Source organism: Nonomuraea sp. NEAU-A123, assembly GCF_018603905.1.
GTDB lineage: Bacteria > Actinomycetota > Actinomycetes > Streptosporangiales > Streptosporangiaceae > Nonomuraea.
In genome coordinates this window covers 208006-232985 of record NZ_JAHFZZ010000011.1, presented here as the reverse complement: position 1 = coordinate 232985, position 24980 = coordinate 208006, and the positions used below count along the sequence as shown (strand labels likewise).

At 72.7% G+C, this 24980-nt stretch carries 21 protein-coding genes; 7 read left to right on the top strand and 14 right to left on the bottom strand.

Annotated elements, in window-relative coordinates; genetic code table 11:
- Positions 1–100: 100 nt before the first annotated feature.
- The 4 genes from KLK06_RS32810 to KLK06_RS32795 all read right to left on the bottom strand — a co-directional run bounded on the left by KLK06_RS32810 (position 101) and on the right by KLK06_RS32795 (position 3186).
- Positions 101–304 (bottom strand): cold-shock protein, encoded by a 204-nt coding sequence (locus KLK06_RS32810; protein ID WP_030475722.1) that lies wholly within the window; start codon positions 302–304, stop codon positions 101–103.
- Between the two features lie 223 nt (positions 305–527).
- A complete protein-coding gene (locus tag KLK06_RS32805) occupies positions 528–1793 on the bottom strand; it encodes a PP2C family protein-serine/threonine phosphatase (RefSeq protein WP_214638976.1) in 1266 nt (421 codons plus the stop codon).
- Between the two features lie 77 nt (positions 1794–1870).
- The gene (locus tag KLK06_RS32800) at positions 1871–2317 is read right to left on the bottom strand and encodes a MarR family winged helix-turn-helix transcriptional regulator (protein ID WP_214638977.1); all 447 of its coding nucleotides are present in this window, start codon (positions 2315–2317) and stop codon (positions 1871–1873) included.
- A gap of 65 nt (positions 2318–2382) precedes the next feature.
- Positions 2383–3186 (bottom strand): SAM-dependent methyltransferase, encoded by an 804-nt coding sequence (locus tag KLK06_RS32795; RefSeq protein WP_214638978.1) that lies wholly within the window; start codon positions 3184–3186, stop codon positions 2383–2385.
- Positions 3187–3392: 206 nt separating this feature from the next.
- Here KLK06_RS32795 and KLK06_RS32790 point away from each other — a divergent pair, with 206 nt between their 5' ends.
- From KLK06_RS32790 to KLK06_RS61790, 3 genes are all read left to right on the top strand, one after another.
- A complete protein-coding gene (locus tag KLK06_RS32790) occupies positions 3393–3641 on the top strand; it encodes an SCO4226 family nickel-binding protein (protein ID WP_214638979.1) in 249 nt (82 codons plus the stop codon).
- Between the two features lie 66 nt (positions 3642–3707).
- On the top strand, positions 3708–4727 hold the full coding sequence (locus KLK06_RS32785; protein WP_214638980.1) for a Glu/Leu/Phe/Val dehydrogenase dimerization domain-containing protein: 1020 nt from the start codon (positions 3708–3710) through the stop codon (positions 4725–4727).
- Positions 4728–4804: 77 nt separating this feature from the next.
- On the top strand, positions 4805–6742 hold the full coding sequence (locus tag KLK06_RS61790; protein WP_214639545.1) for an AAA family ATPase: 1938 nt from the start codon (positions 4805–4807) through the stop codon (positions 6740–6742).
- On the opposite strand, the gene KLK06_RS32775 is transcribed toward KLK06_RS61790, so the two are convergent.
- The 8 genes from KLK06_RS32775 to KLK06_RS32740 form a co-directional block, all read right to left on the bottom strand.
- Positions 6702–8615, bottom strand: coding sequence for an ABC transporter ATP-binding protein (locus KLK06_RS32775; protein ID WP_214639544.1), 1914 nt, complete (start codon positions 8613–8615; stop codon positions 6702–6704). The genes KLK06_RS61790 and KLK06_RS32775 overlap by 41 nt on opposite strands.
- A complete protein-coding gene (locus tag KLK06_RS32770) occupies positions 8612–11509 on the bottom strand; it encodes a type 2 lanthipeptide synthetase LanM family protein (RefSeq protein WP_214639543.1) in 2898 nt (965 codons plus the stop codon). The genes KLK06_RS32775 and KLK06_RS32770 overlap by 4 nt, the downstream gene beginning before the upstream one ends.
- Positions 11510–11515: 6 nt before the next feature.
- Entirely contained in the window at positions 11516–11758 is a 243-nt protein-coding gene (locus KLK06_RS32765; protein WP_214639542.1) for a DUF6229 family protein, read from the bottom strand.
- Between the two features lie 79 nt (positions 11759–11837).
- On the bottom strand, positions 11838–13025 hold the full coding sequence (gene pcaC / locus KLK06_RS32760; protein ID WP_214639541.1) for a 4-carboxymuconolactone decarboxylase: 1188 nt from the start codon (positions 13023–13025) through the stop codon (positions 11838–11840).
- The gene (locus KLK06_RS32755; protein ID WP_250906356.1) at positions 13022–14350 is read right to left on the bottom strand and encodes a lyase family protein; all 1329 of its coding nucleotides are present in this window, start codon (positions 14348–14350) and stop codon (positions 13022–13024) included. The genes pcaC and KLK06_RS32755 overlap by 4 nt, the downstream gene beginning before the upstream one ends.
- Positions 14340–14831, bottom strand: a complete 492-nt coding sequence (gene pcaG / locus KLK06_RS32750) for a protocatechuate 3,4-dioxygenase subunit alpha (RefSeq protein WP_214639539.1) — start codon at positions 14829–14831, stop codon at positions 14340–14342. The genes KLK06_RS32755 and pcaG overlap by 11 nt, the downstream gene beginning before the upstream one ends.
- The gene (pcaH, locus tag KLK06_RS32745) at positions 14828–15496 is read right to left on the bottom strand and encodes a protocatechuate 3,4-dioxygenase subunit beta (protein ID WP_214639538.1); all 669 of its coding nucleotides are present in this window, start codon (positions 15494–15496) and stop codon (positions 14828–14830) included. Before pcaH ends, pcaG begins: the two co-directional genes overlap by 4 nt.
- A gap of 19 nt (positions 15497–15515) precedes the next feature.
- Positions 15516–16670 (bottom strand): 4-hydroxybenzoate 3-monooxygenase, encoded by a 1155-nt coding sequence (locus KLK06_RS32740; protein WP_214639537.1) that lies wholly within the window; start codon positions 16668–16670, stop codon positions 15516–15518.
- 79 nt (positions 16671–16749) lie between these two features.
- Here KLK06_RS32740 and KLK06_RS32735 point away from each other — a divergent pair, with 79 nt between their 5' ends.
- The 4 genes from KLK06_RS32735 to KLK06_RS32720 all read left to right on the top strand — a co-directional run bounded on the left by KLK06_RS32735 (position 16750) and on the right by KLK06_RS32720 (position 20509).
- A complete protein-coding gene (locus tag KLK06_RS32735; RefSeq protein WP_214639536.1) occupies positions 16750–17505 on the top strand; it encodes an IclR family transcriptional regulator in 756 nt (251 codons plus the stop codon).
- 66 nt (positions 17506–17571) lie between these two features.
- Positions 17572–18654 carry a Gfo/Idh/MocA family protein gene (locus KLK06_RS32730; RefSeq protein ID WP_214639535.1) on the top strand — a complete coding sequence of 361 codons (1083 nt, stop codon included), beginning with the start codon at positions 17572–17574 and terminating at the stop codon, positions 18652–18654.
- Positions 18651–19520: a PmoA family protein gene (locus tag KLK06_RS32725; RefSeq protein WP_214639534.1), complete on the top strand. Its 870-nt coding sequence runs from the start codon at positions 18651–18653 to the stop codon at positions 19518–19520. Before KLK06_RS32730 ends, KLK06_RS32725 begins: the two co-directional genes overlap by 4 nt.
- 92 nt (positions 19521–19612) lie before the next feature.
- Positions 19613–20509 carry an SDR family oxidoreductase gene (locus tag KLK06_RS32720; protein ID WP_214639533.1) on the top strand — a complete coding sequence of 299 codons (897 nt, stop codon included), beginning with the start codon at positions 19613–19615 and terminating at the stop codon, positions 20507–20509.
- On the opposite strand, the gene KLK06_RS32715 is transcribed toward KLK06_RS32720, so the two are convergent.
- Positions 20506–21663, bottom strand: a complete 1158-nt coding sequence (locus KLK06_RS32715; RefSeq protein WP_214639532.1) for a DNA polymerase domain-containing protein — start codon at positions 21661–21663, stop codon at positions 20506–20508. The two genes, KLK06_RS32720 and KLK06_RS32715, sit on opposite strands and share 4 nt — an antisense overlap.
- 30 nt (positions 21664–21693) lie before the next feature.
- Positions 21694–24957, bottom strand: a complete 3264-nt coding sequence (locus KLK06_RS32710; RefSeq protein ID WP_308168550.1) for a BTAD domain-containing putative transcriptional regulator — start codon at positions 24955–24957, stop codon at positions 21694–21696.
- Positions 24958–24980: the final 23 nt, after the last annotated feature.

Sequence of the window (24980 nt, the reverse complement as noted above, 5' to 3'; positions counted from 1 at the left end):
AATCCTCACGGGGCGCCGCGCCCGCGACTCGGGCCCACAACGCGAACGAGCCGGGGCCCGCACCTCTTCAGGTGCGAGCCCCGGCTCGTTGTGCGTAACGTCAGGCGGGAACGATGTTCTCGGCCTGCGGGCCCTTCTGGCCCTGGGTGATGTCGAAGCTGACCTTCTGGCCTTCCTGCAGCTCGCGGAAGCCCTGGGCGGCGATGTTCGAGTAGTGGGCGAAGACGTCAGCGCCGCCGCCGTCCTGCTCGATGAAGCCGAAACCCTTTTCTGCGTTGAACCACTTCACGGTGCCAGTCGCCATGTCGATCTCCTCTTGGATAGGCGCAGTAGTCAGAACCCGCACGTCACGGGCCCCACGTCGCCGAAATGACCCATCCGGAAATGACCGGCAAACAAAATGCGCCCGAGGGCTACGTCCCGTCAGGCGCACACAAAGTTCATTGGGTACCAGAACTGCAACTGAGTTCAGGATAGCACGTACCCCCCGTCGATGGGCCGACACGCGGCCACCGCGGCGACCGCCTTCATGAGCGGCCGGGCAGACGGACGGCCAGCAGGGCGATGTCGTCCTCGTTGGCGGTGCCGTTCGCGGCCAGCAGCTCGTCGCAGAACGTCTCGACCTCGGCCCCGGCCAGCGCGGCGGCCCGCCTGCGCAGCCTGGTCATGCCGCGTTCCAACGGCTCGGTGCGGCGTTCGATCAACCCGTCGGTGTAGAGCACGACGGTCGAGTGGGGCGGCAGCGCTTCGACGGCGTTCTGCCGGGGAAGGGCCGCGTCGACGCCGAGCAGGGTCGCGCGGCCGTCCTCGAGGAAGCGGGTGCCGCCCTCACGGGTGATCAACAGCGGCGCCGGATGGCCGGCGTTGGTCCAGCGCATTCGCCAGGGCCCGCCCGGCGGGCCTTCCACCCGGGCCAGCACCATGGTCGCGATGAAGCCGCCGCCGAGGCCGGTGAGCGCCCGGTCCAGGCGGGTCACGATGCCGCTCGGCGGCTCGCGCCGGTCGAAGGCCAGCGCGCGGAGCATGTTGCGGACCTCGCTCATCTGCGCGGCCGCGGCGATGTCGTGACCGGCGACGTCGCCGATCACCAGGGTGACCGCTCCGCCGGAAAGGACGAAGGCGTCGTACCAGTCGCCGCCGACCCGGGAGGACTGGCGGGCCGGCAGGTAGCGGGCGGCCAGTCGCAGCGGGTGGACGTCCGGCAACTGGGGCAGGAGCGAATGCTGGAGCCGGTAGGCCATCTCGTGCTGCAGGCCGTACAGGCGCGCGTTGTCCAGGGCGAGCCCCGCGCGGTGGGCCAGGTCCTCGACCACCGGCAGGTCGTCGAGAGTGAAGGCGGCGCCCGGCTGGACGCGTACCAGGGTCAGCGCGCCCAGCACGTTGCCGCGCACGCGGATGGGGGCCACGAACGCGGAGTCGGCGCCCAGCAGCCGGTGGAGCAGCACACGGGCCTCGCGGAGCGTGCCGTCGTCCGGGCTGTCCGCCGACGCGGAGTTGATCAGCAGCGGGCCGGAGCTGCGCAGCGCGCGCAGCAGCGGCGTCTCCACGTCCAGGGGCAGCGGTCCGAGGACGTCCGGCAGGCCCGCGGCCTGCGCGTGCGAGCCGCGATGGGCCACGCTCACCCGCCGGACGGTGTCGTTCTCGACCAGGTCGACCGCGCACCAGTCGGCCAGCCGGGGCACCAGGAGCCGGGCCAGGCGGTGCAGGGCCGTGTCGGCGTCCAGGCTGCTGTTCATCGCCTTGGACACTTCCGAGAGCAGGCCCAGGCGCTCCAGGGCGTCCAGTGCCTTCACCGCCTTCTACGCCTGGCTCGCCCGGCAGGTGATGCCGGACTTTGGAACAGCCTATCGAGAAGATCCGGTGCGCCCGGTCACCTGCTCGACGAGGTGTGGTGGTCCAGGACGCGGCCCAGCAGCTCGACCAGCCGCTCGCGGTCGGCGGGTGACAGCGGGGCCAGCAGGTCGCGCTGGACCTCGCCCAGCACGGCGTCCAGTTGATCGAGCCGCCGGCGACCCTCCGGGGTCATGGTGATGACGTTGCGCCGCCGGTCGTCCGGATCGGGAGCGCGTACGACCAGCTGCTGATCGGCGAGTTCGTTGACCATCGCGACGGTGTCGCTGCGGTCGATCCCGCAGCGCTGGCTGAGGCTCGCCTGGCTCGCGGGACCATACTCCTCCAGCGCGGCGAGTATCGCGAAGTGGTAGCCCCGGGCGTCGATCGGGCTCAGCCCCTCGGTGATCAGCCGGTGCGCGTGCAGCGAGGTCTTGTTGATCAGCCAACTGGCTTTCCCGCGCAGGCGGCTGGGGGCTGTCTCCATGCGGGAAGTCTAGCCAATCCGTTGGCGCTACCCACGATTCCCGTTACCGTCGGCCCGGCAGCGGGTCAGGGCTTCCTGGCGATGCCACCGTACATGAGGCGCTGACCAACGCTGAGCACCTCGGGGACGGTGTCATCGGGACGCCACAGGGGCAGCGGGACGACCCCCGGCTCGAGCAGTTCGAACCCGTCGAAGAACCCGGTGATCTCCTCGGGGGTCCGGAAGCGGCCGGTGCCGAGCAGCGCGAGGAACTTCTTCTCCGCGTCACGCGCGTCCTGGGTGGCGGAGCAGAAATGGGTGATGAACAGGTAGCTGCCCGACGGGATCGCCGCCATGTAGGCATCGACGATGCCCTTGGGGTCCTCGCTGTCGTGCAGGTGGTGCAGGATGCCGACCAGCATCAGGCCCACCGGCCGGTCCAGGTCGATGAGCCGCTTGACCGTCTCGTCGGCCAGGATCGCCGCCGGGTCACGCAGGTCGGACGTGACCACCCCGGTCAGGTCGTTCTCGGCCAGGATCGCCCGGCCGTGGGCCAGCACCATCGGGTCGTTGTCGACGTACACCACGTGCGAGTCCGGGTTCGCCCGCTGCGCGACGTGATGCGTGTTCTCCACCGTCGGCAGGCCGGAGCCGAGGTCGATGAACTGCGTGATGCCACGCTCGGCGAGAAAGCGCACGCCCCGGCCGAGAACCTGCCTGTTGTACGTGGCCACATCGTAGATCTCGGGGACGACCTTCACGATCTCGGCGACGAATGCGCGGTCGACCTCGAAGTTGTCCTTGCCGTTGAGCACGACGTCATAGGCCCGGGCGATGCTGGGCCGCGTTGTGTCGATGCCGTTTGCCCACAAGTCCGACTTGTCGGTCACAGTGGACTCCTCGCGAGGTCGGAAACAGTCTTGATGATCATATGACGGAAAGATGAGGAAGACGCAGTTTTAAGGTGATAAGCAGGCCACTAAACCCGGGTAAGCGACCATTCCCTGACATGCCATTTGATGAATCTTGGGGTGATTAATGGCGTATGTCGGATTTAGGCTGGGAGGGATTTCGCCGTCTACAGCTGGAGGACCCCATGACGAGGTTCATGGACGTTCACCACAACATGGTGGGCATCACTGACGAGCAGTTCCGTGAAGCGCACGAGGCCGACCTCGCGATCCAGGGTGAGGAAGGGGTGTCCTTCGTGCAGGCGTGGGCGGATCCCGACGAAGGTGTCATCTACTGCCTGTCCGACGCGCCGAGCGCGGAGGCCGTACAGCGGATTCACCAGCGGTCGGGCCACCCCGCCGACGAGATCCACCCCGTGCCGCTGGCGCTCTGACCGCCGCGTCCCAGCCCAGCGGCCGTTCCAGCGGGCACGGCCGCCGAAGCCTCCTAGAGTCGCCGTATGTCGAAGACAACGGACGAGGCGGAACAGGTCGTGTTCGAGAGTGACCCGGCCACCGGGCTGCGCTCGATCATCGTCATCCACGACACCACGCTCGGGCCCGCACTGGGCGGGGTGCGGATGTGGCCGTACGCGAGCGAGGCAGCGGCGCTCGCCGACGGCCTGCGCCTGGCACGGGCCATGACGCTGAAGGCCGCGGCCGCGGGGCTCGGCCTCGGCGGCGGCGCCGCCATCGTCATCGGCGATCCGGCACGCGACAAGTCCGAAGCCCTCCTGCTCGCCCACGGCCGGTTCATCGCCACGCTGGGCGGCCGGTTCATCCCGGTCAACGACGTCGGAACCGTACAGGCGGATATCGAGGTCATCGGCCGCGAGACCGCGCCCGTCTGTGACAAAGGCGACCCCTCTCCGTACACGGCTCTGGGGGTTCTCGCGTCGATCCGTGCCGGGCTGCGCGCCGCCCAAGGCTCCGGCGAGCTCGCGGGAGCGACCGTGGCCGTACAGGGAGCCGGCAACGTCGGATCCCACCTGACCCGCCTCCTGCGTGCCGAGTCGGCCGAGGTGGTGATCGCCGACCTCGTCGACGAACGCGCCCGCGACGTGGCCGAACGGTACGGCGCGCGGCGGATGTCACCGCAGGACATCGTCTCGGCCCACTGTGACGTGTTCGCGCCCTGTGCTCTCGGTGAGGTGGTGACGGAGGAGACGCTGCCCCGGCTGCGGTGCCGCGTGATCGCCGGGGGCGCGAACAACGTGCTCGCCAAACCGGGACTCGCCGACGCGCTCGCCAGGCGAGGCATCCTGTACGCGCCGGACTTCCTCGCCAACGCCGGAGGGCTGGTGTATCTGGAGGGCCGGCTCCTCGGCCACGACGACGCCCGCTCGAGCGAGCGCGTCGAACGCGTGGGAGAGATCGTCGCCGACGTCTTCGAGCGGGCGGACCGCGAGCACATCACCACGGTCGAAGCCGCCACCGCGATCGCGCACGCCAGACTGGCGGCACAAAGCCTCGGTAGCTGACGGCGATCGAGGTGCGAACGCCGTGGAACATCCTGTCACGCCTCCTAGGTGGGGGGACGGGAGGCGGCGGGAACACCATGATCGATGGGACAGGCGGACGCGAGAGCAGAGTGCTGATCCGGCTGGTGGGGTCGTTCGCGGTTGAGCGGGATGGCCTGCGCGGGACGGTCGGCGGCCGGGCCAGGACGCTGCTGAAACTGCTCGCGGTCGAGCGCGGCCACGCCGTGCCCACCGACCGCGTCGTGGAGGCGCTGTGGGGCGACCGCCCACCGAAGCGGCCGGTGGAGAACGTCGCCACGCTGGTGAGCCGGCTGCGCAGGACACTCGGCCCGGAGGCCGTGACGGGCGGCAGGCGGTGCTACCGGCTCGGCGATCCGCCGGCGGTGAGCGTGGACCTCGACGAGGCCACCGCGCTGGTCGCGGAGGCGGAGGGCCGGCTGGCGGTGGACGAGGCGGCCGTGGCCGTCGCCGCGGCGACGCGGGCGATCGAACTGCTCGACGGCGGTGCCGTACTGGATGGGGAATCCGACGCGCCTTGGGCGGCGGCGGCGCGGGGCGAGGCGGCCGGGCTGCTCCGGCAGGCGCGCCACGCGGCGGCCACGGCGGCGCTCCGGATCGCCGAGCCGGGGCGGGCGCGGCGGGCGGCCGAGGCGGCGGTGGCCGCGGACCCGTTCGACGAGGCCGCGCAGCGCCTGCTGATGCGGGCGCATGCCACGGCGGGCGAGCCCGCGCGGGCGTTGCTGGCCTACGAGCGGCTGCGCGACATCCTGGCGGCCGAGCTGGGCACGGATCCGGCGGCCGAGACGCGGGCGGTGCACCTGGCGATCCTGCGCGAGCAGCCGGTCGCTCCCCTGAACGGGGCCGCGAGGGAAGGGGGCTCTACGCTGCCGGGGCGGGCGGCGGAGGTGGCCGGGATCTCCCGGTCCTGGGCGGCGTCCGTGGCGGGGCGGAGCGCCGTGCTGCTGATCGTGGGCGAGGCGGGCATCGGCAAGTCCCGGCTGGCCGACGAGGCGGTACGGGTCGCGCGGGCCACCGGCGGGATCGTCCTGTGGGCGCAGTGCCACGAGATCGAGCGTTCGCTCTTCCTCCAGCCGTTCGCCGACGCGTTGGCGCCGCAGGTCGCCCGGCTCGCCGGGCCGGTGCTCCGCGACATGGTGGGTGATGGGGCGGAGGCGCTGGCCAGGCTGATCCCGGAGGCGGCGCCGGCGCTGCGGCAGGGACGCGACGGGCCGGGCGGGGAGGCCGGGCGCCGGTCCGCGTACGAGGCGGTGGTCGCGTTCCTGCGGGCCCTGGCGGCCCGTAAGCCAGTCCTGCTGGTGCTGGAGGACCTGCATCTCGCCGGAACGGCGACCGTCGAGCTCGTGCACTACCTGGCCCGCCGGGTCTCCGGCGCCCGCCTGCTGGTCGTCGCGACGGCGCGCCCAACAGAGGGCACAGCGGAGGGCACAGAGGAGGGCACGGCGGCGATGGACGCGCTCGGGCGCGCGGCCGTCCGGCTGGAGCTGGGGCCGCTGCCCGCGCAGGCGGTCGCGCGGCTGGCCGCGGAGGCCGGCCAGGGTGGCTGGGCCGACGAGGTCTTCCAGCGGACGCGCGGCCATCCGCTGTTCGTCGTCGAGATGCTGCGCGGCCTGGCGGCGGGCGAGCGCGGGGTGCCGGAGGCGCTGCGCGCGGCGGTGCTCGCGCGGGTCCGCCGGATGGGCCCGCTGGTGGAGCGGCTGCTGCGGGCCGCCTCCGTGCTCCACTGCGCCTTCGATCCGGCGCTGCTGGGCGAACTGCTCGGCCTCCCGCCGCAGGTGGCGGCCGAGCAGTGCGAGCGCGCGCTGAGGGTGGGGCTGCTCGTAGTGGTGGGCAGCAGGTACGAGTTCGCCAACGAGCTGACGCGGGAGGCCCTGTACTCCGCCACACCCGCCCCGACCCGGCTGGTCTACCGCCGCCGGGCCACCGAGCTGCTCGGCGGGCGCGCTCGGCCGGCGTTCAACGGCCGGAGCCGCCGCCCCGAGCCCGACCGGCGCTGAGGGGGAGTTCGTCGGCGTACATCCGGGCCTGCAGCTCGTACAGCTCGGCGTACCGGCCGGATCGGGCGATCAGCTCGTCGTGCGTCCCCTGCTCCGCCACCTCGCCTTCGTGCAGGAGGTAGATCCGGTCGGAGTTGCGCACGCTGGCCAGCCGGTGCGTGATCAGGATGACGATCCGGCCGGTGGCCAGGCGGCGCAGCGACTCGTACACGGCGAACTCGGCCTTGGCGTCCAGCGGCGCGGTCGGCTCGTCCCAGATCAGCACGGGCGCGTCGCGGAAGACGCCGCGGGCGACGGCCAGCCGCTGCCACTGCCCGCCCGACAGTTCCCGGCCGCCGCGGAAGTACTTCGACAGCAGCGTTTCCCAGCCGTGGGGCAGGTCCGCCACCACGGTGTCGGCGCCCGCCAGCTCGGCGGCGGCACGCAGCGCCAGGTCGCCGGGGTCGTCGCGGTCGTGCCGACCGGCTCTGACGTTGGCGCGGGCGGTGTGCGGCCAGCGGATCGGGTCCTGGAGCACCATCATGATCCGGTCGCCGACGCTGTGCGGGTCCAGCTCGCGGATGTCCACGCCGTCCCAGCTCACCTGCCCGCCCGTGGGCTCGTAGAGGCCCGCCATGATCTTGGCGAGCGTGGTCTTGCCGGAGCCGTTCTCGCCGACCAGGGCGATGGTCTGGCCCGCGCGTACGGTGAGGTCGATGCCGCGCAGCGCGTCGCCGGTGCCGCCCGGGTAGCCGAACTCGACGCCGCTCAGCGTGATCACCTGCGGCGCGGCGGGCGCCGGCCGGGTGGTCGCCGCGGGGCTCCTGGAGGCGGCGTCGTCGACGAACTCCTGGTAGTCCGCCACGTACATGCCCTGCTCCAGCAGTTGGTGCGCCGAGTGGACCAGCCGGCTGAGCGCGGCGTTCGCGGTCCGCACGGCGATCACCGCCCCGCCGGCCACCGCCAGCGGGATCCAGCCCGCCTGGAGCAGCAGGCCGAGCACGGTGAACGTGATGCCGGCCATGAGCCCGGTCAGCGCCCGGCCGACGGTGCCGACGCGCACCTGGCCGGTCTGCACGCGTACCTCCTGGTCGCGCAGGGGGTCGGCCACCTCGGCGTACTCCCGCAGCAGGAAGTCCTGGGCCTGGCAGGCGCGGATCTCCGGGGCGGGCTCGCGCTGCGTGCCCAGCTCGGTGATCATCTGGACCCGGCGGTTCAGGGTCACCGTGCGGGTCATGTGCGCGTACGCCAGCCGGGCCGAGCGCTGCACCGTCCAGGCGGCCGGGAACACGCCCAGCACCAGCACCGGGAGCAGGGCGGCGTGCAGGACGGCCAGGCCGGTGAACGCGGCGGCGAACGCCAGCGCCGCGCCGATGAGGTCGACCAGGTTGTCCACGGCCCGCGCGAGATGGAACAGGCCGCGGTCGCGGGCCCGCTGCATCCGGTCGTAGAAACCGGCGTCGTCGTAGGCGGCCAGCTCCACGCGGAGTCCGGCCGCGAACAGCTCACCCTCCGCCATCCGGCGCACCGCGGGCGTCAGCCGGGCGTATGCGGCCGCGATGGCCGTCTCGACCGCGCCCCGCAGCACGTACGCGCCCGCGACGAGCACGAGCATGGGCAGCGCGGCCGCCACCACATCCACGGTGGGGCCGGCGGCGAGCAGCCGTTCCAGCGCCCCCGTGGTGGCGAGCAGGCCGAAGGCCGTGGCGGCGCCCGACACGAGCTGGAGCAGCACGACCGTGACGGCCTGCCGGGGCGCCGCCCGCGCCACGATCGCGAGCACCGCCCGGCTGGTGGCCGGCAGCCGCCGGCACATCCGCCAGACGCCCATGTCGCCGGCGTCGTCGAGCTGCCAGTACGGCGACACCATCTGGACATCGGCGGATGCGCTCAAGACGCTTTCACCGGACCGGGATCGGGCAGCAGCACCGATGGCAGCGTGCATTCGGGATTCATGCGGAGCAACTGGTACGCGACCCCGCCGAGGCCCGGCATCAGCCCCGGGACGAAGGCGTCCCGGGCGAACCCGCTGACCGGCCCGTGCTCCTCGACGCTGCCGAGCAGGTGGGCCTCCAGCCGGGGCCGGTCCAGCCCGCCCGCGCCGAGCCCGGCGGTGACGGCGAGGTCCAGCACCTCCCAGGCCCCGAAGTCGCCGTGGCACAGGGTGTGGTTCCAGCCGATGCCGTCGGCCTGGCTGGCCTGCGCCGCGCGCCGCAGCAGGTCACGCAGCGACTCGGGGTCGCCGCGGCCCGCCATGAGCCGGTCGGCCGCGACGGCCGCGATCCCGACGGAGCCGTGGCACCACGCCGCCCCGATCTGGTCCGGCCCGCGCAGGTCGCGCCAGCTTCCGGTCTCCGGGACGTACAGGGTCTCCTCGTAGGCGAAGGCGGCCTCGGCGACGGTGGCGCAGTCGGTGTCGCCGGTGGCCGCTGCCAGCCGGTCCAGCGCCCAGCCGATGCCGGTCGCCCCGTGCGCCAGGCCGCCGATCCCGTCCGGGAAGCCGTCGATCGTCCAGCACGCGGTGTCGCCGCGTACTCGTGCCGCCGACACCAGTTCGCGGCCGATCTTCCCGGCCAGTTCCCCCGCGTCGGCGTCGCCCGCGCTCTCGTGCAGCCGCAGCAGCGGCACCACCGCTCCGGCCATGCCGCGTACCAGGTCGAGTGACGGGTCGGAGTCCAGTGCCGCGGGCAGCTCGCGGACCAGGTCGGCCGACCGCGTGAACGCCTCGGCCGGCTCGATCACGCCGAGCCGGACCAGCAGCAGCCAGCCCCAGATCCGCGACGCGAGGCCGAGGTAGCCGCCGGCGGGCGCGGGCCGTCGCGTCCGGATCTTCGCCCGGTCCTTCGCCCACTGCTCCTCAGCCATCCGTATCGTCCGCAGCACGTCGGCCAGCAGCGGCCCGGCCTCCGGCACCGGGTCGGCCCGGCCCGCCCCCATCTCGCGCAGGTAGCCCGCCAGCAGCACGGCGATGCCCGCCGCGCCGCCGTACATGTCGAGGCCGAGCGGCATCACGGCCCATCCGGTCGGGTTGAGCACCGGCGCAATCCACGTGACCGTGCCGTCCTCGGCGCGTACGGCGGCGTCGGACAGCGAGCGCATGATGTCGGCCGCCAGCGCCCGCCGCCTGCGGTCCAGGTTCTCGGTGTCCAGGCGGGCCGGGAGCAGGCGCCGCTGGTCGGGTACGCCGCCTTCGTTCAGGTACGCGCTGACCAGGGCGGACTGGATCACCTGCCGCTCCAGCGCGAGGTCGGCCGACCGCCACCGGCGCAGCGTCCCGGCGATCAGGTCCTGGGCGGGGCCCCACAGGGTGCCGCGGGGCCCGGCGAGCCGGCCGCGGCGCGGCGTGGTGGCGAAGAACGGCACGTCGCCGTCCAGCAGCTCCTCGACCTCCGCCTCGATCACCACGGAGTCGTCCGGCCGGCCGGGCGCGTTGGCCGCCTGCTTGGCGAGCAGGTCCGCCGCGCGCCTCCGGGCGGCGGGCTCGTCGTGCAGCGCCTGCGGGTGCCAGAGCATCCGCTGCAGCTCGGCGTAGCTCTCGGTGGACCTGAGCACCACCCGGATCGGCAGGTCGGCGAACTCCGCGAGCTGCCCCTCCAGCTCGCCGCCTTCGTCGATCTTCCTGAGCCGCCCGGTCAGTTGCGCGAACCCGTCCACCACCAGGTCCCAGTGCTTGCTCAGCACGGGTTCCGGGCTCGGGTGGTTGAGCGCCAGCGGGACGCGTACGGGCGCGAGGCCGATCCGCGCCTCGTCGGTGCCGACGCCGAGGATGACGGGCAGCTCCGTGACCGGTTGCTGGCCGGGCAGCGAGCCGATGGCCGACATGTCGACGCCGCGCCAGCCGAGCGCCAGCCCCCGGCCCGGCAGCAGCCCGGTGCCCAGCACCGAACCGCCGATCAGCGCCCCCGCGTGGTCCGGCGCGAGCCCGTACCCGGAGACGCGCGTCGGCGGCTGGGGCGTGAACAGCGTCTCGCAGTCCACGACGGTCGGGATCGGGCCCACGGCGATCAGGTTCTCGGCGTGCAGGTCGGTGCCGCCGACCAACCGCATCACGGCCAGCCAGTGCCCCAGGTTGCGGTAGAAGCAGCGCATCTCCTCGTCGTCGGCGCAGTACCGGTGGGCGACGTGCTCGGTCCAGCCGTAACCGTCGCCGTTCACCACGTCGGGGACCCTGATCCGCGTGTCGGCGGGCTCGTCGGCCAGCAGCCGGTTCAGCAGCCGCGCCGCGGCCAGGTCCACGGCGACGGACCGCGGCTTGTAGACGACCTTGCCCGCGGCGCAGCTCAGGATCGCCACGCTCTGCCCGCCGCGATGGCTGTCCCCCGCGCCGAACTCGACGCTCACCAGCTCCCCCGGCTCATCCCCCTCGAACGGCCGGAGCAGTGTCGTGAGCAGCGGCCGGTCGGCGGCGAAGCGGCGGGCCAGGCTCATCGCCGCGGCGCACCTGTTGCCGATCAGCCGGCGCAGACGCGGGAGCAGGGTCGGATAGTGGCGGCCCAGCGACTCCCAGAACTCCTGGTTCGCCGCCTGGGACTCCCAGTCCCGCCACCTGGCCTCCGGGTCGTCGCCCGTGAGCCTGCCGGTGATCCTGGCCGCGTTCAGCTCCAGGAGCAGCACCCGGTTGGTCCTCAGGCGGACGGTGTCCAGCAGCGCCTTGGCGGCGCCCGCGTGCACGGCCCGGCGTTCCGTCTCCGCCAGGCCCGCGACTGACCCGAGCCGGGCCGCCAGCCGCTCCAGGGATGGTTCGAGCAGGCGGTCCAGCACGGTGTCGCTTACGGTGTACTCCCCCATGTCAGGTCAGCAGCACAAACGCCCGGCGGATGCGCTGCACGCCGTACCGCAGCCGCCCTCGGTGAGCGGAGGGGGAGGCGGGTTGCAGCCCGACGCGGCGAGGATGGATTCGAGGGTGATGTCCGCTTCCGCGTACTCACCGCTGGCGAACAGCGGGCCCGCCGGGTTATCCCAGCCTTCGACGAGCTCGGTGCCGCTTCGCCAGCCGGCCACGATCCGGTCGGCCTGTTCCTGGGTCAGTTTGGGCATGAGATCGATCCTTTTCTTGAGCCGGACAATTCGCTCAAGATGCTGCCAAGCGGCATTGCAAATCCGTTGCAGCCGGGGATCAGCCTTGGGAGAGGACGCGCTGGGCGACGGCGAAGGCGGCGTTGGCGGCCGGGACCCCACAGTAGATCGCCGTCTGCAGCAGCACCTCGCCGATCTCGTCGGGCGTCAGGCCGTTGCGCAGAGCCGCGCGTACGTGCATGGCCAGCTCGTCGAGCTGGCCGCGGGCGACCAGCGCGGTGAGGGTGACGCAGCTACGGGTACGGCGGTCGAGGCCGGGCCGGTTCCAGATCTCGTCCCAGGCGTAGCGGGTGATGAGGTGCTGGAAGTCGCGGGTGAAGCCGGTGGTGGCGGCGACGGCGCGGTCGACGTGGGCGTCGCCGAGCACCTCACGCCGGGTACGCATCCCGGCCGCGTGACTCGAATCGCCGCCCAGGTGCTGGACGATCGCGGGCGTGACGGCGTCGGCCCGCTCCACGCTGGCCAGGTGCGCCGCCCCGGGCACCACGCGCAGCAGCGCCCCCGGGATGCCTTGGGCCAGCGTGAGAGCCTGGTCGAGCGGGGTGGCCGGGTCGTCGGCCCCGGCGACGATCAGGGTGGGGGCGGTGATGGCGGGCAGGCGTCCGGTCAGGTCGCAGGACGCGATGGCCTCGCAGCAGGCGGCGTACGACTCGGCGTCCACGCCTTCCAGCATGTCCGTCACCCAGCGGCCGTCGTAGCCGGCGGTGAACCAGCGGGCCGCCAGAGCTGGGGCGAGCTGGGCCACGCCGGAGGCACGCACCAGCGCCGCCCGCTCCAGCCACGGCCCCGGCTCACCGAACCGGGCCGACGTACAGCACAGCACCAGACTGCGCACCCGGCGTCGCGCTCCCGCCGCCTGCTGTCCTGCTTGCTGTCCTGCTTGCTGTCCTGCTTGCTGTCCTGCTTGCTGTCCTTGCTGTCCTGCGGCGATTGCGGTGGCGATCGCGCCGCCGAGCGAGATCCCGCCGACCGCGAACTCGTCGTCGTCCATCGGGTCGTCGTCCACCAGATCGAGTACGGCCTGCGCCAGGTCGTCGATCGTCAGCCCGGAGGCGGCGGGGGCCGAGCCACCATGGCCCGGCAGGTCGTACCGCAGCACCCGCCACGACTCGGTGAGCGCGCTCAGCTGCGGCTCCCAGATGTCGAGCGTGGTGCCGAGCGACGGCCCGAGCACCAGCAGCGGCGCTCCGGCGGGACCGTCGACGCGGTGATGCAGCTTCATGCTCATGATCGCTTCCGGTAGTCGGCGAGGATGCGGTCGACGAGTTCCGGCGCGGCGCCCAGATAACCCTCGGGGTCGAGGAGCTCGTCCGGCCCCTCCAGCGGGCCCGGACGGCTCAGCGCCTCGTCGAGGGCGGCGCGGCCGAGGTGGACCGCGAGCCGTTCCGACACGATGCGCCCGCCGGTCAGGCCGGCGTTGTCCCGCATCCTCTCGGGGAACACCTGGAGCCCGGCGACCAGCTCGGCCGCCGTCTCCGCCGCGCCTCCGGTCAGCCGGAGACATTCGCGCAGCGGCAGCCACTCCGCCTGCCACGCGCCCGCCGCCCGCTCGTGCTCCCCCGCCTGTCCCAGGAGCTGGGCGTAGGCGGGCACCTGGAGCGCCGCCGACCGGATCAGCACCGACAGGGCGGGGTTGCGCTTCTGCGGCATGGCCGAGGAGTTGCCTCGAGACGACTCGGCCACCTCGCCGACCTCGGTCTGAGCCATGAGGATCACGTCGGTCGCCACCTTGCCGAGCGCACCCGCCGTACCGGCCAGGGCCGCACCCAGCTCGGCGACCACGGACCGCTCGGCATGCCACGGCACGAGCGGGGCGACCAGCCCGAGCTCCTCGGCATACAACTCGACCAGCCGAAGCACCCGCACCTGCGCACTCTCACCCTCGACAACCACCTCACCCCCAACCGATCCGGCGGGCTTGGCGTCGGTGGAGCGGGCGGTTTCGACGAGGGCGGCGAGAGTGCCTGCCGCGCCGCCGAGTTGGGCGGGGAGTCGCAGGGCGCGCAGGCGGTCGCGGGCCCGCAGGAGGCCGGACAGCCAGCCGGCCGCCTTCAGCCCGAACGTCGTCGGCACCGCCTGCTGGCCCAGCGTGCGAGCCGCCATCAGCGTGTCGCGATGCCGCTCCGCCAGCCCCGCCAGCACGCCCATGACCGTGTCCAGATCGGCGGTGATCAGGCTGACGGCACGCGCGGCGACCAGCATGGCCGCCGTGTCGAAGATGTCCTGGCTGGTGGCTCCACGATGGACGAATTCGGCGGTGGCTCCGGGAGCGGCGGCGGTGACGGCCTTTCGTAGGTCGGCGACCAGCGGGACGACGGGGTTGGCGGCTTGCCGGGCGCGCTGGGCCAGGTCCGGTAGGTCGGCGGTGAAGCCCGAGGCCACCCGGTCGATCAGCGCGGCCGCCGCGCCGGGGATCAGCCCGGCGCGGCCCTGCGCGCGGGCCAGCGCCGCCTCGGCGTCCACCATGGCCCGCAGCCAGGCCGCGTCCGAGGTCGCCGCCTCCACCCGGGTGCCCGCCCGCACCGGCGCCAGCAGCCCGCTGTCAGAAGTCAAGGAACACCGTCTCCCCATCCCCCTGCAGCCGCACGTCGAACTCGTACCGCTCCCCCGACCCGGTCGCGATCAGTGTCCCCCGTCGTGCCGGCTCCAAGCCGTCCAGCAGCGGATCAGGCCGATCCTCCAGGTAGACGCGGGTCAGCAACGACCGCAGCAACCCCCGGGCGAACACCTGCAACGACAGGTAAGCCCCCTCAGGCCGCACCGTACGAAAGGTAAACGAACCATCCGGAGCCGTGGCGCAGCGTCCGAAGCCGGACACCTGCCCGTCGCCGCGCAGCAGCGCGCCGCGGTCGCCGGCGCGCCCCAGCCAGAGCTCCAGCAGCGCGTCCGGCACCGGCTCGCCGGCGCCGTCCAGGACGCGCCCGGTCAGCGTGATCGCGCCCGGGTGCCCGGGAGGAACCAGTTCCCAGTCGTGCGGGTACGGCAGCGCGTGGCTGAAGAACGGCCCCACGGTCTGTGAGGGGGTGAGCTTCATGATGACTCCATCGGGGTGCTGCCGAGCACGATGTCGAAGGAGTAGCCCAGCGCCCATTCGGGTTCGGTCAGCTCCATGGAGAAGGCCGAGACGAGCCGTTGCCTGGCCGACTCGTTGGGGACCGACTGAAGGATCGGGTCGAAGGGCATCAGCGGGTCGCCGGGGAAGTACATCTGGGTGACGAGCCGCTCGGTGAACGCCCGCCCGAACACGGAGAAATGCAGGTGCGCCGGCCGCCACGCGTTGTGGTGGTTGCGCCAGGGGTAGGCGCCGGGCTTGATCGTGACGAACCGGTAGCGGCCGTCCTCGTCGGTGAGGCAGCGGCCGGCGCCGGTGAAGTTCGGGTCGAGGGGGGCGGGGTGCTGGTCGCGTTCGTGGGCGTAGCGGCCGGCGGCGTTGGCCTGCCAGAGCTCCACCAGCGTGTCGCGGATCGGCCTGCCGGAGGAGTCCAGGATGCGGCCCGTGACGGAGATGCGTTCGCCGAGCGGCTCCCCGGCGTGCTGCCTGGTCAGGTCGGCGTCGAGCGCGCCGACCTCGTGGTGGCCGAAGACCGGGCCGGTCAGCTCGATCGCGTCGGGATCGGTCTTGAACGCCACCGGCGGCTGCGCGGGCGCGCGCAGGACCGTGCTGCGGTAGCCGGGGCTCAGGTAGGGAGGATGGGTCATGGCCGTCCTTCGAAGTTGATCATTGCAGTCCCACGTAGTTCTCCGCCAGCGTCGTCGCGGCCGCCTCAGAGGAGGTCACGTAGTCCAGGTAGGACAGCTGCAGCCGCCTGCCGTACGCGTCGTCGGAGTCGAACGTGTGCAGCAGGGTCGTCATCCACCAGGAGAAGTGCTGAGCCCGCCAGACCCGCTTCAGGCAGGACTCGGAGTAGGAGTCGAGCAGGTCGGCCGCGCCGGTGGAGAAGAACCGGTCCAGCGCCTCGGTCAGGACGCGCACGTCGGCCACGGCCAGGTTCAGCCCTTTGGCTCCGGTGGGCGGGACGATGTGGGCGGCGTCGCCGGCGAGGTAGAGGCGGCCGTACTGCATGGGCTCGGCGACGAAGGCCCGCATCGGCGTGACGCCCTTCTCGAAGATCTCGCCGGTCTCCAGCGTGAAGCCGGGGACGGTCTCCAGCCGCGCCTTCAGCTCGGCCCAGATCCGCTCGTCGGGCCACTCGTCCGCACTGGCGTCGGGCGGGACCTGCAAGTAGAAGCGGCTGACCGTGGGCGAGCGCATGCTGTGCAGCGCGAAGCCGCGCTCGGTCCTGGCGTAGATGAGCTCCTCGGACGAGGGCGCCACCCTGGCCAGGACGCCGAGCCAGGCGAAGGGATAATCCCGCTCGAACACCTGCAGCACGCCCGGCGGGATCGACGGCCTGGACACGCCGTGGAAGCCGTCGCAACCGGCGATCACGTCGCAGTCGAGCCGTTCGCCGCCGAACGTCAGGTACGGCTCGGCCTCCAGCGAGTGCGCGGCCACGTCCTCGATCTCGAACCGCACGTCACCGCCCGCCTCCAGCCTGGCGGCGATCAGGTCCTTGACCACCTCCTGCTGGCCGTACACGGTGATGGACCGGCCGGGCACCAGCTTCTCGAAGGCGATGCGGTGGCTCTGCCCGTCGTACCTGAGCTCGATGCCCTGGTGCGGCAGGCCCTCGCGCAGCAGCCTCGCACCCACGCCGGCCTCGACCAGCGTGTCCACCGTCCCTTGCTCCAGCACACCGGCGCGCACGCGGCGCTCCACGTAGGCGCGGCTGCGTCTCTCCAGCACCACCGAGGAGATGCCGCGCAGATGGAGCAGATGGGACAGGAGCAAGCCGGCGGGGCCCGCCCCGATGATCCCTACCTGAGTGCGCATGACGGAAGCATCCTGCTTAGGCGGCCGATTATCCGAGCTATCCCTTCCACTCAGCGGAAGAATTATGCAAGATTGCGGCATGGCAGGCGGATCCCGCGAGGCGGGACGAACGGTGACGTCCAAGGTGCTCGCCATCCTGGGCGCGTTCGACGCCGGGCACCAGCAGCTCACGCTGACCGACCTGGCCAGGCGCAGCGGCGTGCCCCTGAGCACGGTGCACCGGCTGGTCGGCGAGCTGGAGGAGTGGCAGGCGCTGAGCCGCGCGCCCGACGGGCGGCTCCGCATCGGGCTGCGGCTGTGGGAGCTCGGCCAGCTCGCCCCCGCCAAGCTCCAGGACCTGGCCCATCCCTGGCTGCAGGAGCTGTTCGCGAGCACCGGCGAGAACGTCCACCTGGCCGTCCGCGACGGCCTGGAGGTCCTGTACGTGGACAAGGTGGCCGGCCGGCGGGCCGTGCCGATCGTGTCCAGGACGGGCGGGCGGCTGCCCATGCATCCGACGGGCGTCGGCAAGGCCCTGCTCGCCTTCGAGCCGGACTGGTTCGTCCGCTCCTACCTGGACCGCGTGCTCGAACGGCCGACCCCGCACACGATCACCGAGCCGGGACGGCTGGCCCGCGAGCTGGCCACCGTACGCGCTCAGGGGTACGCGCTGACGTACGAGGAGATGACCCTCGGCTCCTGCTCGGCCGCGGCCCCGATCCTGGTCGGCGGCCGGGCCGTCGCCGCACTCGGTATCGTGCTGGCCGCGAGGCGCGCCCGCGAGCTCCCCCGGCTGGTCGAGCCCCTGCTCAACGCCGCGAACGGGATCGGCAGGGCCTGCGCCGCGGCGGCGTAGCCCTTGCCCAAGGGTAGCCTCGCACCATAACGTGCTCCGGTAAGCGCTTTCCAAAGGAGGCAGTCCGTGCCGTCCCCCCTCCGCGTCGCCGTCGTCGGCGGTGGCGCGATCGCGAGCTCCGCGCACATGCCCGCGTTCCAGGCGCTGCCTGACGAGATCGAGGTGGTCGCCGTCGTGGACGGGACCGCCGAGCTGGCCCAGGCGTTCGCCGACCGGTTCGGCCTGGCGTACGCCTCGGACGATCTCGAAGGCATGCTCGCCGAGGTACGCCCCGACCTGGTCGCCGTCTGCAGCCCGCCCTCGCTGCACGCCGCCCAGGTGGCGGCCGCGCTGCGCGCGGGCGCGTGGGTGTGGTGCGAGAAGCCGCCGTGCCTGTCGCTGGCCGAGTACGACGCCATGACCGCGGCCGAGCGGGAGGGCGGGCCGTACGCGGCGATCGTGTTCCAGCAGCGCTTCGGCTCCGGCGCGCAGCACCTGCGGCAACTGATCGCCAAGGGCGCGCTGGGCACACCGTACGTCGCGCACTGCCAGACCACCTGGTTCCGCGACGACGCCTACTACGCCGTGCCCTGGCGCGGCCGCTGGGAGACCGAGGGCGGCGGACCCGCCATGGGCCACGGCATCCACCAGATCGACCTGCTGCTGGAGCTGCTCGGCGAGTGGAGCGAGGTACGCGCCATGGCGGCCAGGCTGGCCCGGGACGTCGAGACCGACGACGTCACGACCGCGCTGGTCCGCTTCGAGTCGGGCGCCCTGGCCACGGTGGTCAACAGCGTGCTGTCGCCGCGGCAGGTCAGCCACCTGCGCATCGACCTCGCCGACGCCACGCTGGAGCTGACCCACCTGTACGGCTACGCCAACGACGACTGGACCTGCACCCCGGCCGAGCACGCCGGCGAGATCGACTGGCCGCCCGCCGAGGACGTGCCCACCTCGCACCTGAAGCAGCTACGCGACCTGGTCGCGGACCGGCGGGCCGGCCGGCGGCCCCGGGCCAGCGGGCGGGACGGGCGCCGGTCGCTGGAGCTGATCACCGCCATGTACAAGGCGGCGCTGACCGGCGGCACGGTACGCGCGGGCGAGGTGGCCCCCGGCGATCCCTTCTACCGCAGCCTGCACGGCGACACCCCCGGCTGGAGCCCCTCATGAGCGCGATCACCTTCGAGGCGCACGGCGTGGAGCTGATGCGCTACGTCCACGAGCCCGACCCGCAGCCGTTCGAGGCGCCCAAGCCGTACATCCACCCGCTGCGTACGCTGGCCGGTGACGTGGTGACCTCCTACCGGCCGCACGACCACCGCTGGCACAAGGGCCTGCAACTGACCGCCTCACACGTGTCCGGCCAGAACTTCTGGGGCGGCGGCACGTACGTCCGCGAAGAGCAGCGCTACATCGACCTCGACAACAACGGCACGATGCGCCACGACACCCTGGACGTCCGCCACGACGGCCTGTCGGGGAAGCTGACCTGGCGCAGCTCGCGTGGCGAGCCCTGGGTGGAGGAGCGGCGCGAGCTCACCGTCGAGGCGGTCGATCCGGCGAACGGCTCCTGGGAGCTGGTCTGGCACACGACGCTCACCGGCCTGCGTGACGAACCCCTGCGCTTCGGCAGCCCCACCACGCACGGCCGTCCCCTCGCCGGCTACAGCGGCCTGTTCTGGCGCGGCCCGCGCTCGTTCACCGGCGGTGAGGTGGTCGGCCCCGATGGGCTCGGCGGCGAGGAGATGATGGGCCAGCGGGCCCGCTGGCTGGCCTTCCAGGGGCGGCACGACGAGGTGGACCGGTCCTCCACGCTGGTGTTCGTGCCGGAGCCGGGGCCGGAGTCGCACTGGTTCGTGCGCAGTGGCCCGTTCGCGGCCGTCAACCCGTCATGGGCGTTCCACCGGGAGTTCGAGCTGGCGCGCGGCGAGACGATCGCCCGCAGGTACCGGATCGTGCTGGCGACCGGCTGGTGGGGCACCGAGCGGATCGAGGAGCACCTGGCCAGTCGCCGAGCCGCTGAATCCGGTTCTTGAACAGGGTGACGGAGACAGACCCTTTGACCAAGCATGCGATGAATTTCATTGTCAATTCGGGAGAATGCCCAGGCTGAGGGTATGGGCCGGGAATGCACATTCTGGTCACGGGGGCGACCGGCACTCTGGGCAGAGCCGTGGTGCCCACACTCGTCAGGACAGGGCACTCGGTGCGCGCGTTCAGCCGCGAATCGCACCCAGGCCAGGACGTCGAATGGGTGTGGGGCGACCTGGCCTGGGGTAAAGGCGTGCACGGCGCCGTGCGGGGCGTCGATGCGATCATCCACCTCGCCACGTTCGCCCGCAAGAGCCACCGGACTGATTCCGTCGACATCACGGGCACCCAGTGGCTGCTCGACGCGGCCGCGGACGCCGGCGTGCCGCACCTCGTGTACGTCTCGATCGTCGGCGTCGACCAGGCCGCGACCGGATACCTGGAGGACAAGCTCGAAGCCGAGCGGCTGGTCAGGGAGAGCGGGATCGGCTGGACGATCCTCCGCTCCACGACGTTCCACCAGCACCTCGACGAGCTGCTCCAGGAACTGGCCTCCTTCCCCGCGATCCCGGTGGACCGCTCCATCCCCTGGCAGCCGGTCTGCACCTCCGAGGTCGCCGCGTACCTGACCGACCTGGTCGCCGCGGGTCCGGAGCGGGGCGTGCTCGAGTATGGGGGGCCCGAGGTGATCGGCATGGACGACGTGATCAAGCCCTGGCTGCAAGCCAGGCACCTGCGCCGCATGCTGCTGCCGGTGCGTTATCCGGGCGGCAGGTGGGCCGCCCAGCGGGCCGGCTGGCACACCACGGACGCCACGCCGCTGGGGCGGATCAGCTGGCGCAAGCACCTCTTCCCCGACCCGCCCGAGCCGTCGGACGACTTCGCCATCGAGCACACCGCCTCGCCGACCAGCCCGGCCACCCAGCCGGACCTCGACCCGAACTCGCACGTGTACGGAGGCGACGAGGGCTACGAACGCCCCACCCGCCTCTAGGTCCAGGGGTCGTAGTCGACCTCCAGCGGCTCCTGGCCGGGCCGCTGGGCCTCCGGGACGTGCTGAAGGTTGACCCGGATGCGGTACCACACACTGCTGCGCCCGCGCATGCCGTCGACCAGCACGTCAGCGGGCTGGAGACAGGCGGCCACCTCGGGATGCCGGGCCTTCCACCGCTCGAACCCCGCCTGCGCCTCCTCCTTGTGCTGCGCCCTGGCGATCTCGACGACGGGCAGGTCTTCGCGCTCGGGGGCGGGCCCCTGCGACTCGGCCAGCTCCAGCAGCGACTCCAGGCCGCCCACGTGCAGGTCCATGTCCTCCCACGGGTCGCCGAGCTCGGCGAACCGCTTGGGCACCGTGTCGATCGTATGGTCGGCCGGCCGGCAGCCCGGCACCTCGTCCCAGGTCAGCGGCGTGGAGACGCGCGCGTCGGCGACCGGCCTGACCGAGTAGGCGGAGGCGACCGTACGGTCATAGGCATTCTGGTTGTAGTCGACGAAAACGCCGTGCCGCTGCTCCTTCCACCACCGGCTGGTGGCCACCTCGGGGGCACGCCGCTCGACCTCGCGGGCCACGGCCTCGGCCGCCCGGCGCACCTCGGCGAACGTCCAGCGCGGCTCGATGCGGGCGTACACATGGAAGCCCCGTGATCCCGACGTCTTCGGCCAGGCGGTCAGGCCGTGGTCGGCCAGCACCTCGCGGGAGACCTGCGCCGTGCGCAGCACGTCGCCCCATCGCACGCCCGGCACCGGGTCGAGGTCGATGCGCAGCTCGTCGGGGTGGGCCAGGTCGGTGGCCCGCACCGGGTGCGGGTTGAGGTCGACGCACCCCAGGTTGACCGCCCACACGACGTGGGCCAGCTCGGTCGCGACGACCTCCTCGGCGCTGCTCCCGGAGCGGTAGCGGAGCTCGGCCACCTCGATCCAGTCGGGTCGCTTGGCCGGGGCGCGCTTCTGGAAGAACGCCTCCTCCTCGATGCCGTGCACGAACCGCTTGAGCACCATCGGCCGCCCGAGGACGCCGCGCAGCGCGCCCGCGCCGACCGCCTGGTAATAGCGGATCAGGTCGAGCTTGGTGTGCCCGCTGCCGGGGAACACCACCTTGTCAGGGTTGGTGATGCGCACGTCGCGCCCCGCGACCTCGATATCAGGCATGAGGTCACGATACGCGGGGCCTCCGACACTTCACGTGAGGCTCCTGGCCTCCCAAAAGGCCAGGCCGAGCCGCCGGTACGTGGCGATCGCCACCCGCCGGTGCTCGTCCGCCTCCCCGGTACGGCCCAGCCGGGCGGCCAGCGCCGCGAGGACGTCGCGGACCGAGCCCCAGGCGCCGCTGCCCATGCCCATGACGATGAACTGGTCGGCTACCGGCAGCAGCCGCTCGTACAGCTCTTCCGGGTCCGGTGTGCCGAGCCGGGCGGCGATGAGGCCCCAGATCGGGAACAGGAAGCCCCCCGACCAGTCGTCCCGCGGCTCCGTGCCCCAGCGCGCGATCAGCGCCCTGGCCAGTTCCTCCTTGCCCACGTCGAGGGCGGCCAGGATGGCGAGCGGCCGCATCGGGAGCATCTGCGGGAGGTCGCTCGCGGCGATGAGGTCGTCGACGATCTCGGCCACCCGGCCCTGGCCGCGTCTGCAGGTGTAGAGCGTGGTCAGTCTGCGGGCCTCCGCGCCCCACGGGCTGGCGCCGTACTTGAGGTCGGGGAAGTCGGCGACCAGCGCCTCCGCCTCGGCCCAGCGGCCGTGCAGGGTGTGTCCGCCCGTCTGCGCGACCCGGATCATGGCTTCCAGCTCGGGGCGGCGTGCCTCCTCCAGGACCCGCTCGCAGCGGGCGAGCTCACGCTCCCACTCGGCCAGGTCTCCCGCGCGGAGCAGGCAGGACATCCGCAGCCCCCCTGCCACCAGCCGGGCCTCCCTGGTCAGCCCCGGTATGGCCAGCATCTCGTCGGCGGCACGCAGCCGCTCGGGGTTGCGGCTCATGACGAACCCGGCGATCAGGTAGTTGTTCAGCGTCCTGGCCAGCAGCGCCGGGTCGCCCAGCGCGCGGGCCAGCTCCACGGCGTCCGCGGCGAGCAGCTCGCCCTCGGCGCGGCGGGGGCCGTAGTGGAGCTCGACGCCGAGCGTACCCAGCAGCGTGGCCCTGGCGTGGTCGTCGAGCGGGCCCGCCAGCAGGTCCTCCAGGACGGACACCATCTCCTCATCCACCACGCCGTACGGCCGCCAGTTCCACACCGCCAGCCCGCCGAACGCCGAGACCGCCGTCACCAGCGCGTCGCGGTCGCCGAGCCGCTTGGCCGCCGCGATCGCCTCCGTCAGGTCGTGCAGGGCGCCGTCGGCGTCGCCCACGGTACGGCGGGCCTGGCCGAGCTCGGTCAGCAGGTGGCAGCGGTCGGCCGAGTCGCCGGGCGGCAGGTGCGCGACCGCCAGCTCCCAGAACGTGACCGACTCGGTGTAGCCGTGACGGGCGACCGCCTCCCGAGCCGCGGCGACGGCGTAGGCCGCCGCCCGGTCCGCGCCGCCCAGCTTCGCGGCCGCGGCGAAATGGCCGGCGAGCAGGGCGGGGTCGGTGCCCGGAACCGTCTCCAGATACGTGCCGGCCCGCAGGTGCAGCCTGGCCCTGGCCAGCTGGGTGAGCCCCGCGTCCAGCGCCTGCCGTACGAGGGCGTGCGAGAACCGGTAGTCGCCGAGCCGGCCGGTTTCGGTCAGCAGGCCGACGGCCAGGGCGGGCTCGGTCAGGACCATGACCTCCTCGACCGGCCGCTCGGTCAGCGCGGCCAGCAGGTCCAGCGCCACCTCCCTGCCCGCCACCGCGGCGGCTCGGAGCAGGTCCTGCGTGGCGGCGGGCAGCCGGGCGAGCCGCCGGTCGATGACGTCGCGGGCGCCGGCCGGGACCAGGTCGCGCTCGCTGTCCGGCAGGCGGAGCAGCTCGGTCAGGTAGAACGGGTTACCGCCCGAGCGGTCGAGCATCGCCAGCGGATCCGCGTTCACCTGGCGCAGGCGCAGGTAGTCGCGCACCTCGGCGGCGTCGAACGGGGCCAGCGGCACCCGGTGGCTCTCCCGGGCCAGCGCGCCCATCGTCTCGCGCAGTTGCTCGGGGTGTTCGCCCGGCTCGGGCCGGAGCGTGACGACGACGAGCGCGGACGTACGGGCGAGCTCACCGGCGACGTGGCCGAGCAGCTTCAGCGACGAGACGTCGGCCCAGTGCACGTCCTCCAGCACCAGCAGGAGCGGGCCGCCGCGCAGCCGCGACACCACGCCGTCGTACAGGTCGAACAGCTCGGCCTGCGGTTGCGCGGGGATCAGCCCCGCCTGGGTCCAGGGCCAGAAGGACGGGGCCGTCTCGCCGTCCAGGCAGCGTCCCCAGGCGGTCTGGAAGCCGCGCGCGGCGGCCACCTCGGCGGCGGCCCGCGCCAGGCTCGTCTTGCCGATGCCCGCCTCACCGGTCACCAGCAGCAGGCCGCCGCTCCCCCGGCGGGCCGCGGACAACAGCTCCTCGACCAGCCGCAACTGACCGTCCCGCGCGACGAGCCGCTCACCCGTACCGTGACCGCCTAACGACCCATCCGCTGATGTACCGGTTCGAGCGGCGGCGAGTGCCGAGCCCGATGTGTCACTTCGAGCGGCGGCGCCCCATGAGTCGGGTGCCGGGGTGGTGAAGGCGGTCGGAGCGGTGAGGCCGGGTGCAGTAAGAGTCATCAGGTCGGGCGACTGGTCGAACACCGCCTGTTCCAGCCGCTTCAGCTCCGGCCCCGGCTCGATGCCCAGCTCGCCGTCCAGCAGCGACCGTACCCGGCGCAGCGCCCCGAGCGCGTCCGCCTGCCGGCCCGCCCGATAGAGCGCCAGCACCAGCAGCCCCCACGCCCGCTCGCGGTAGGGATAGGCCTCGACCAGCGCCTCCAGGTCCGTCAGCCCGGCCTCGCCGAGCGCCAGCCGCGCCTCGAACCGGTCCTCGGCCGCCCCCAGCCGCAGCTCCTCCAGCCGGTGTACGGCCCGCCGCGCGAAGTCCAGGTCGGCGAACTCCCCCAGCAGCTCCCCCCGCCACAGCCCGAGCCCCCGGTCGAGCACCTCCAGCGCCTCGGCGTACCTGCCGCCCTTCAGCACCCGCCGCCCGTCCTCGGCCAGCGCGGCGAAGCGGCCCGCGTCGACCTGTCCCGGCACGATGTCGAGCAGGTAACCGGGCTCGCGGGTGAGCAGCAGCCGGGGCGGCGTGCGCGGCTTCCTGCCGGGTTCCAGCACCCGGCGCAGGTGGGAGACGTACGCCTGGAGGGTCGCCGTCGCCTTGGCCGGCGCCTCCCCGGCCCACAGCTCCTCGATAAGCCGGTCGAGCGGCACCACGCGCCCCGGCGACAGAGCCAGCACGGCGAGCACGGCCCGCTGCTTGCGTGTGCCGAGATCGAGCCCAACACCATCGGCGGAGTCAACCTCAAGCCGACCGAACAGACGTACTTCCACAAACCCCAAGTCAACCCCAACTC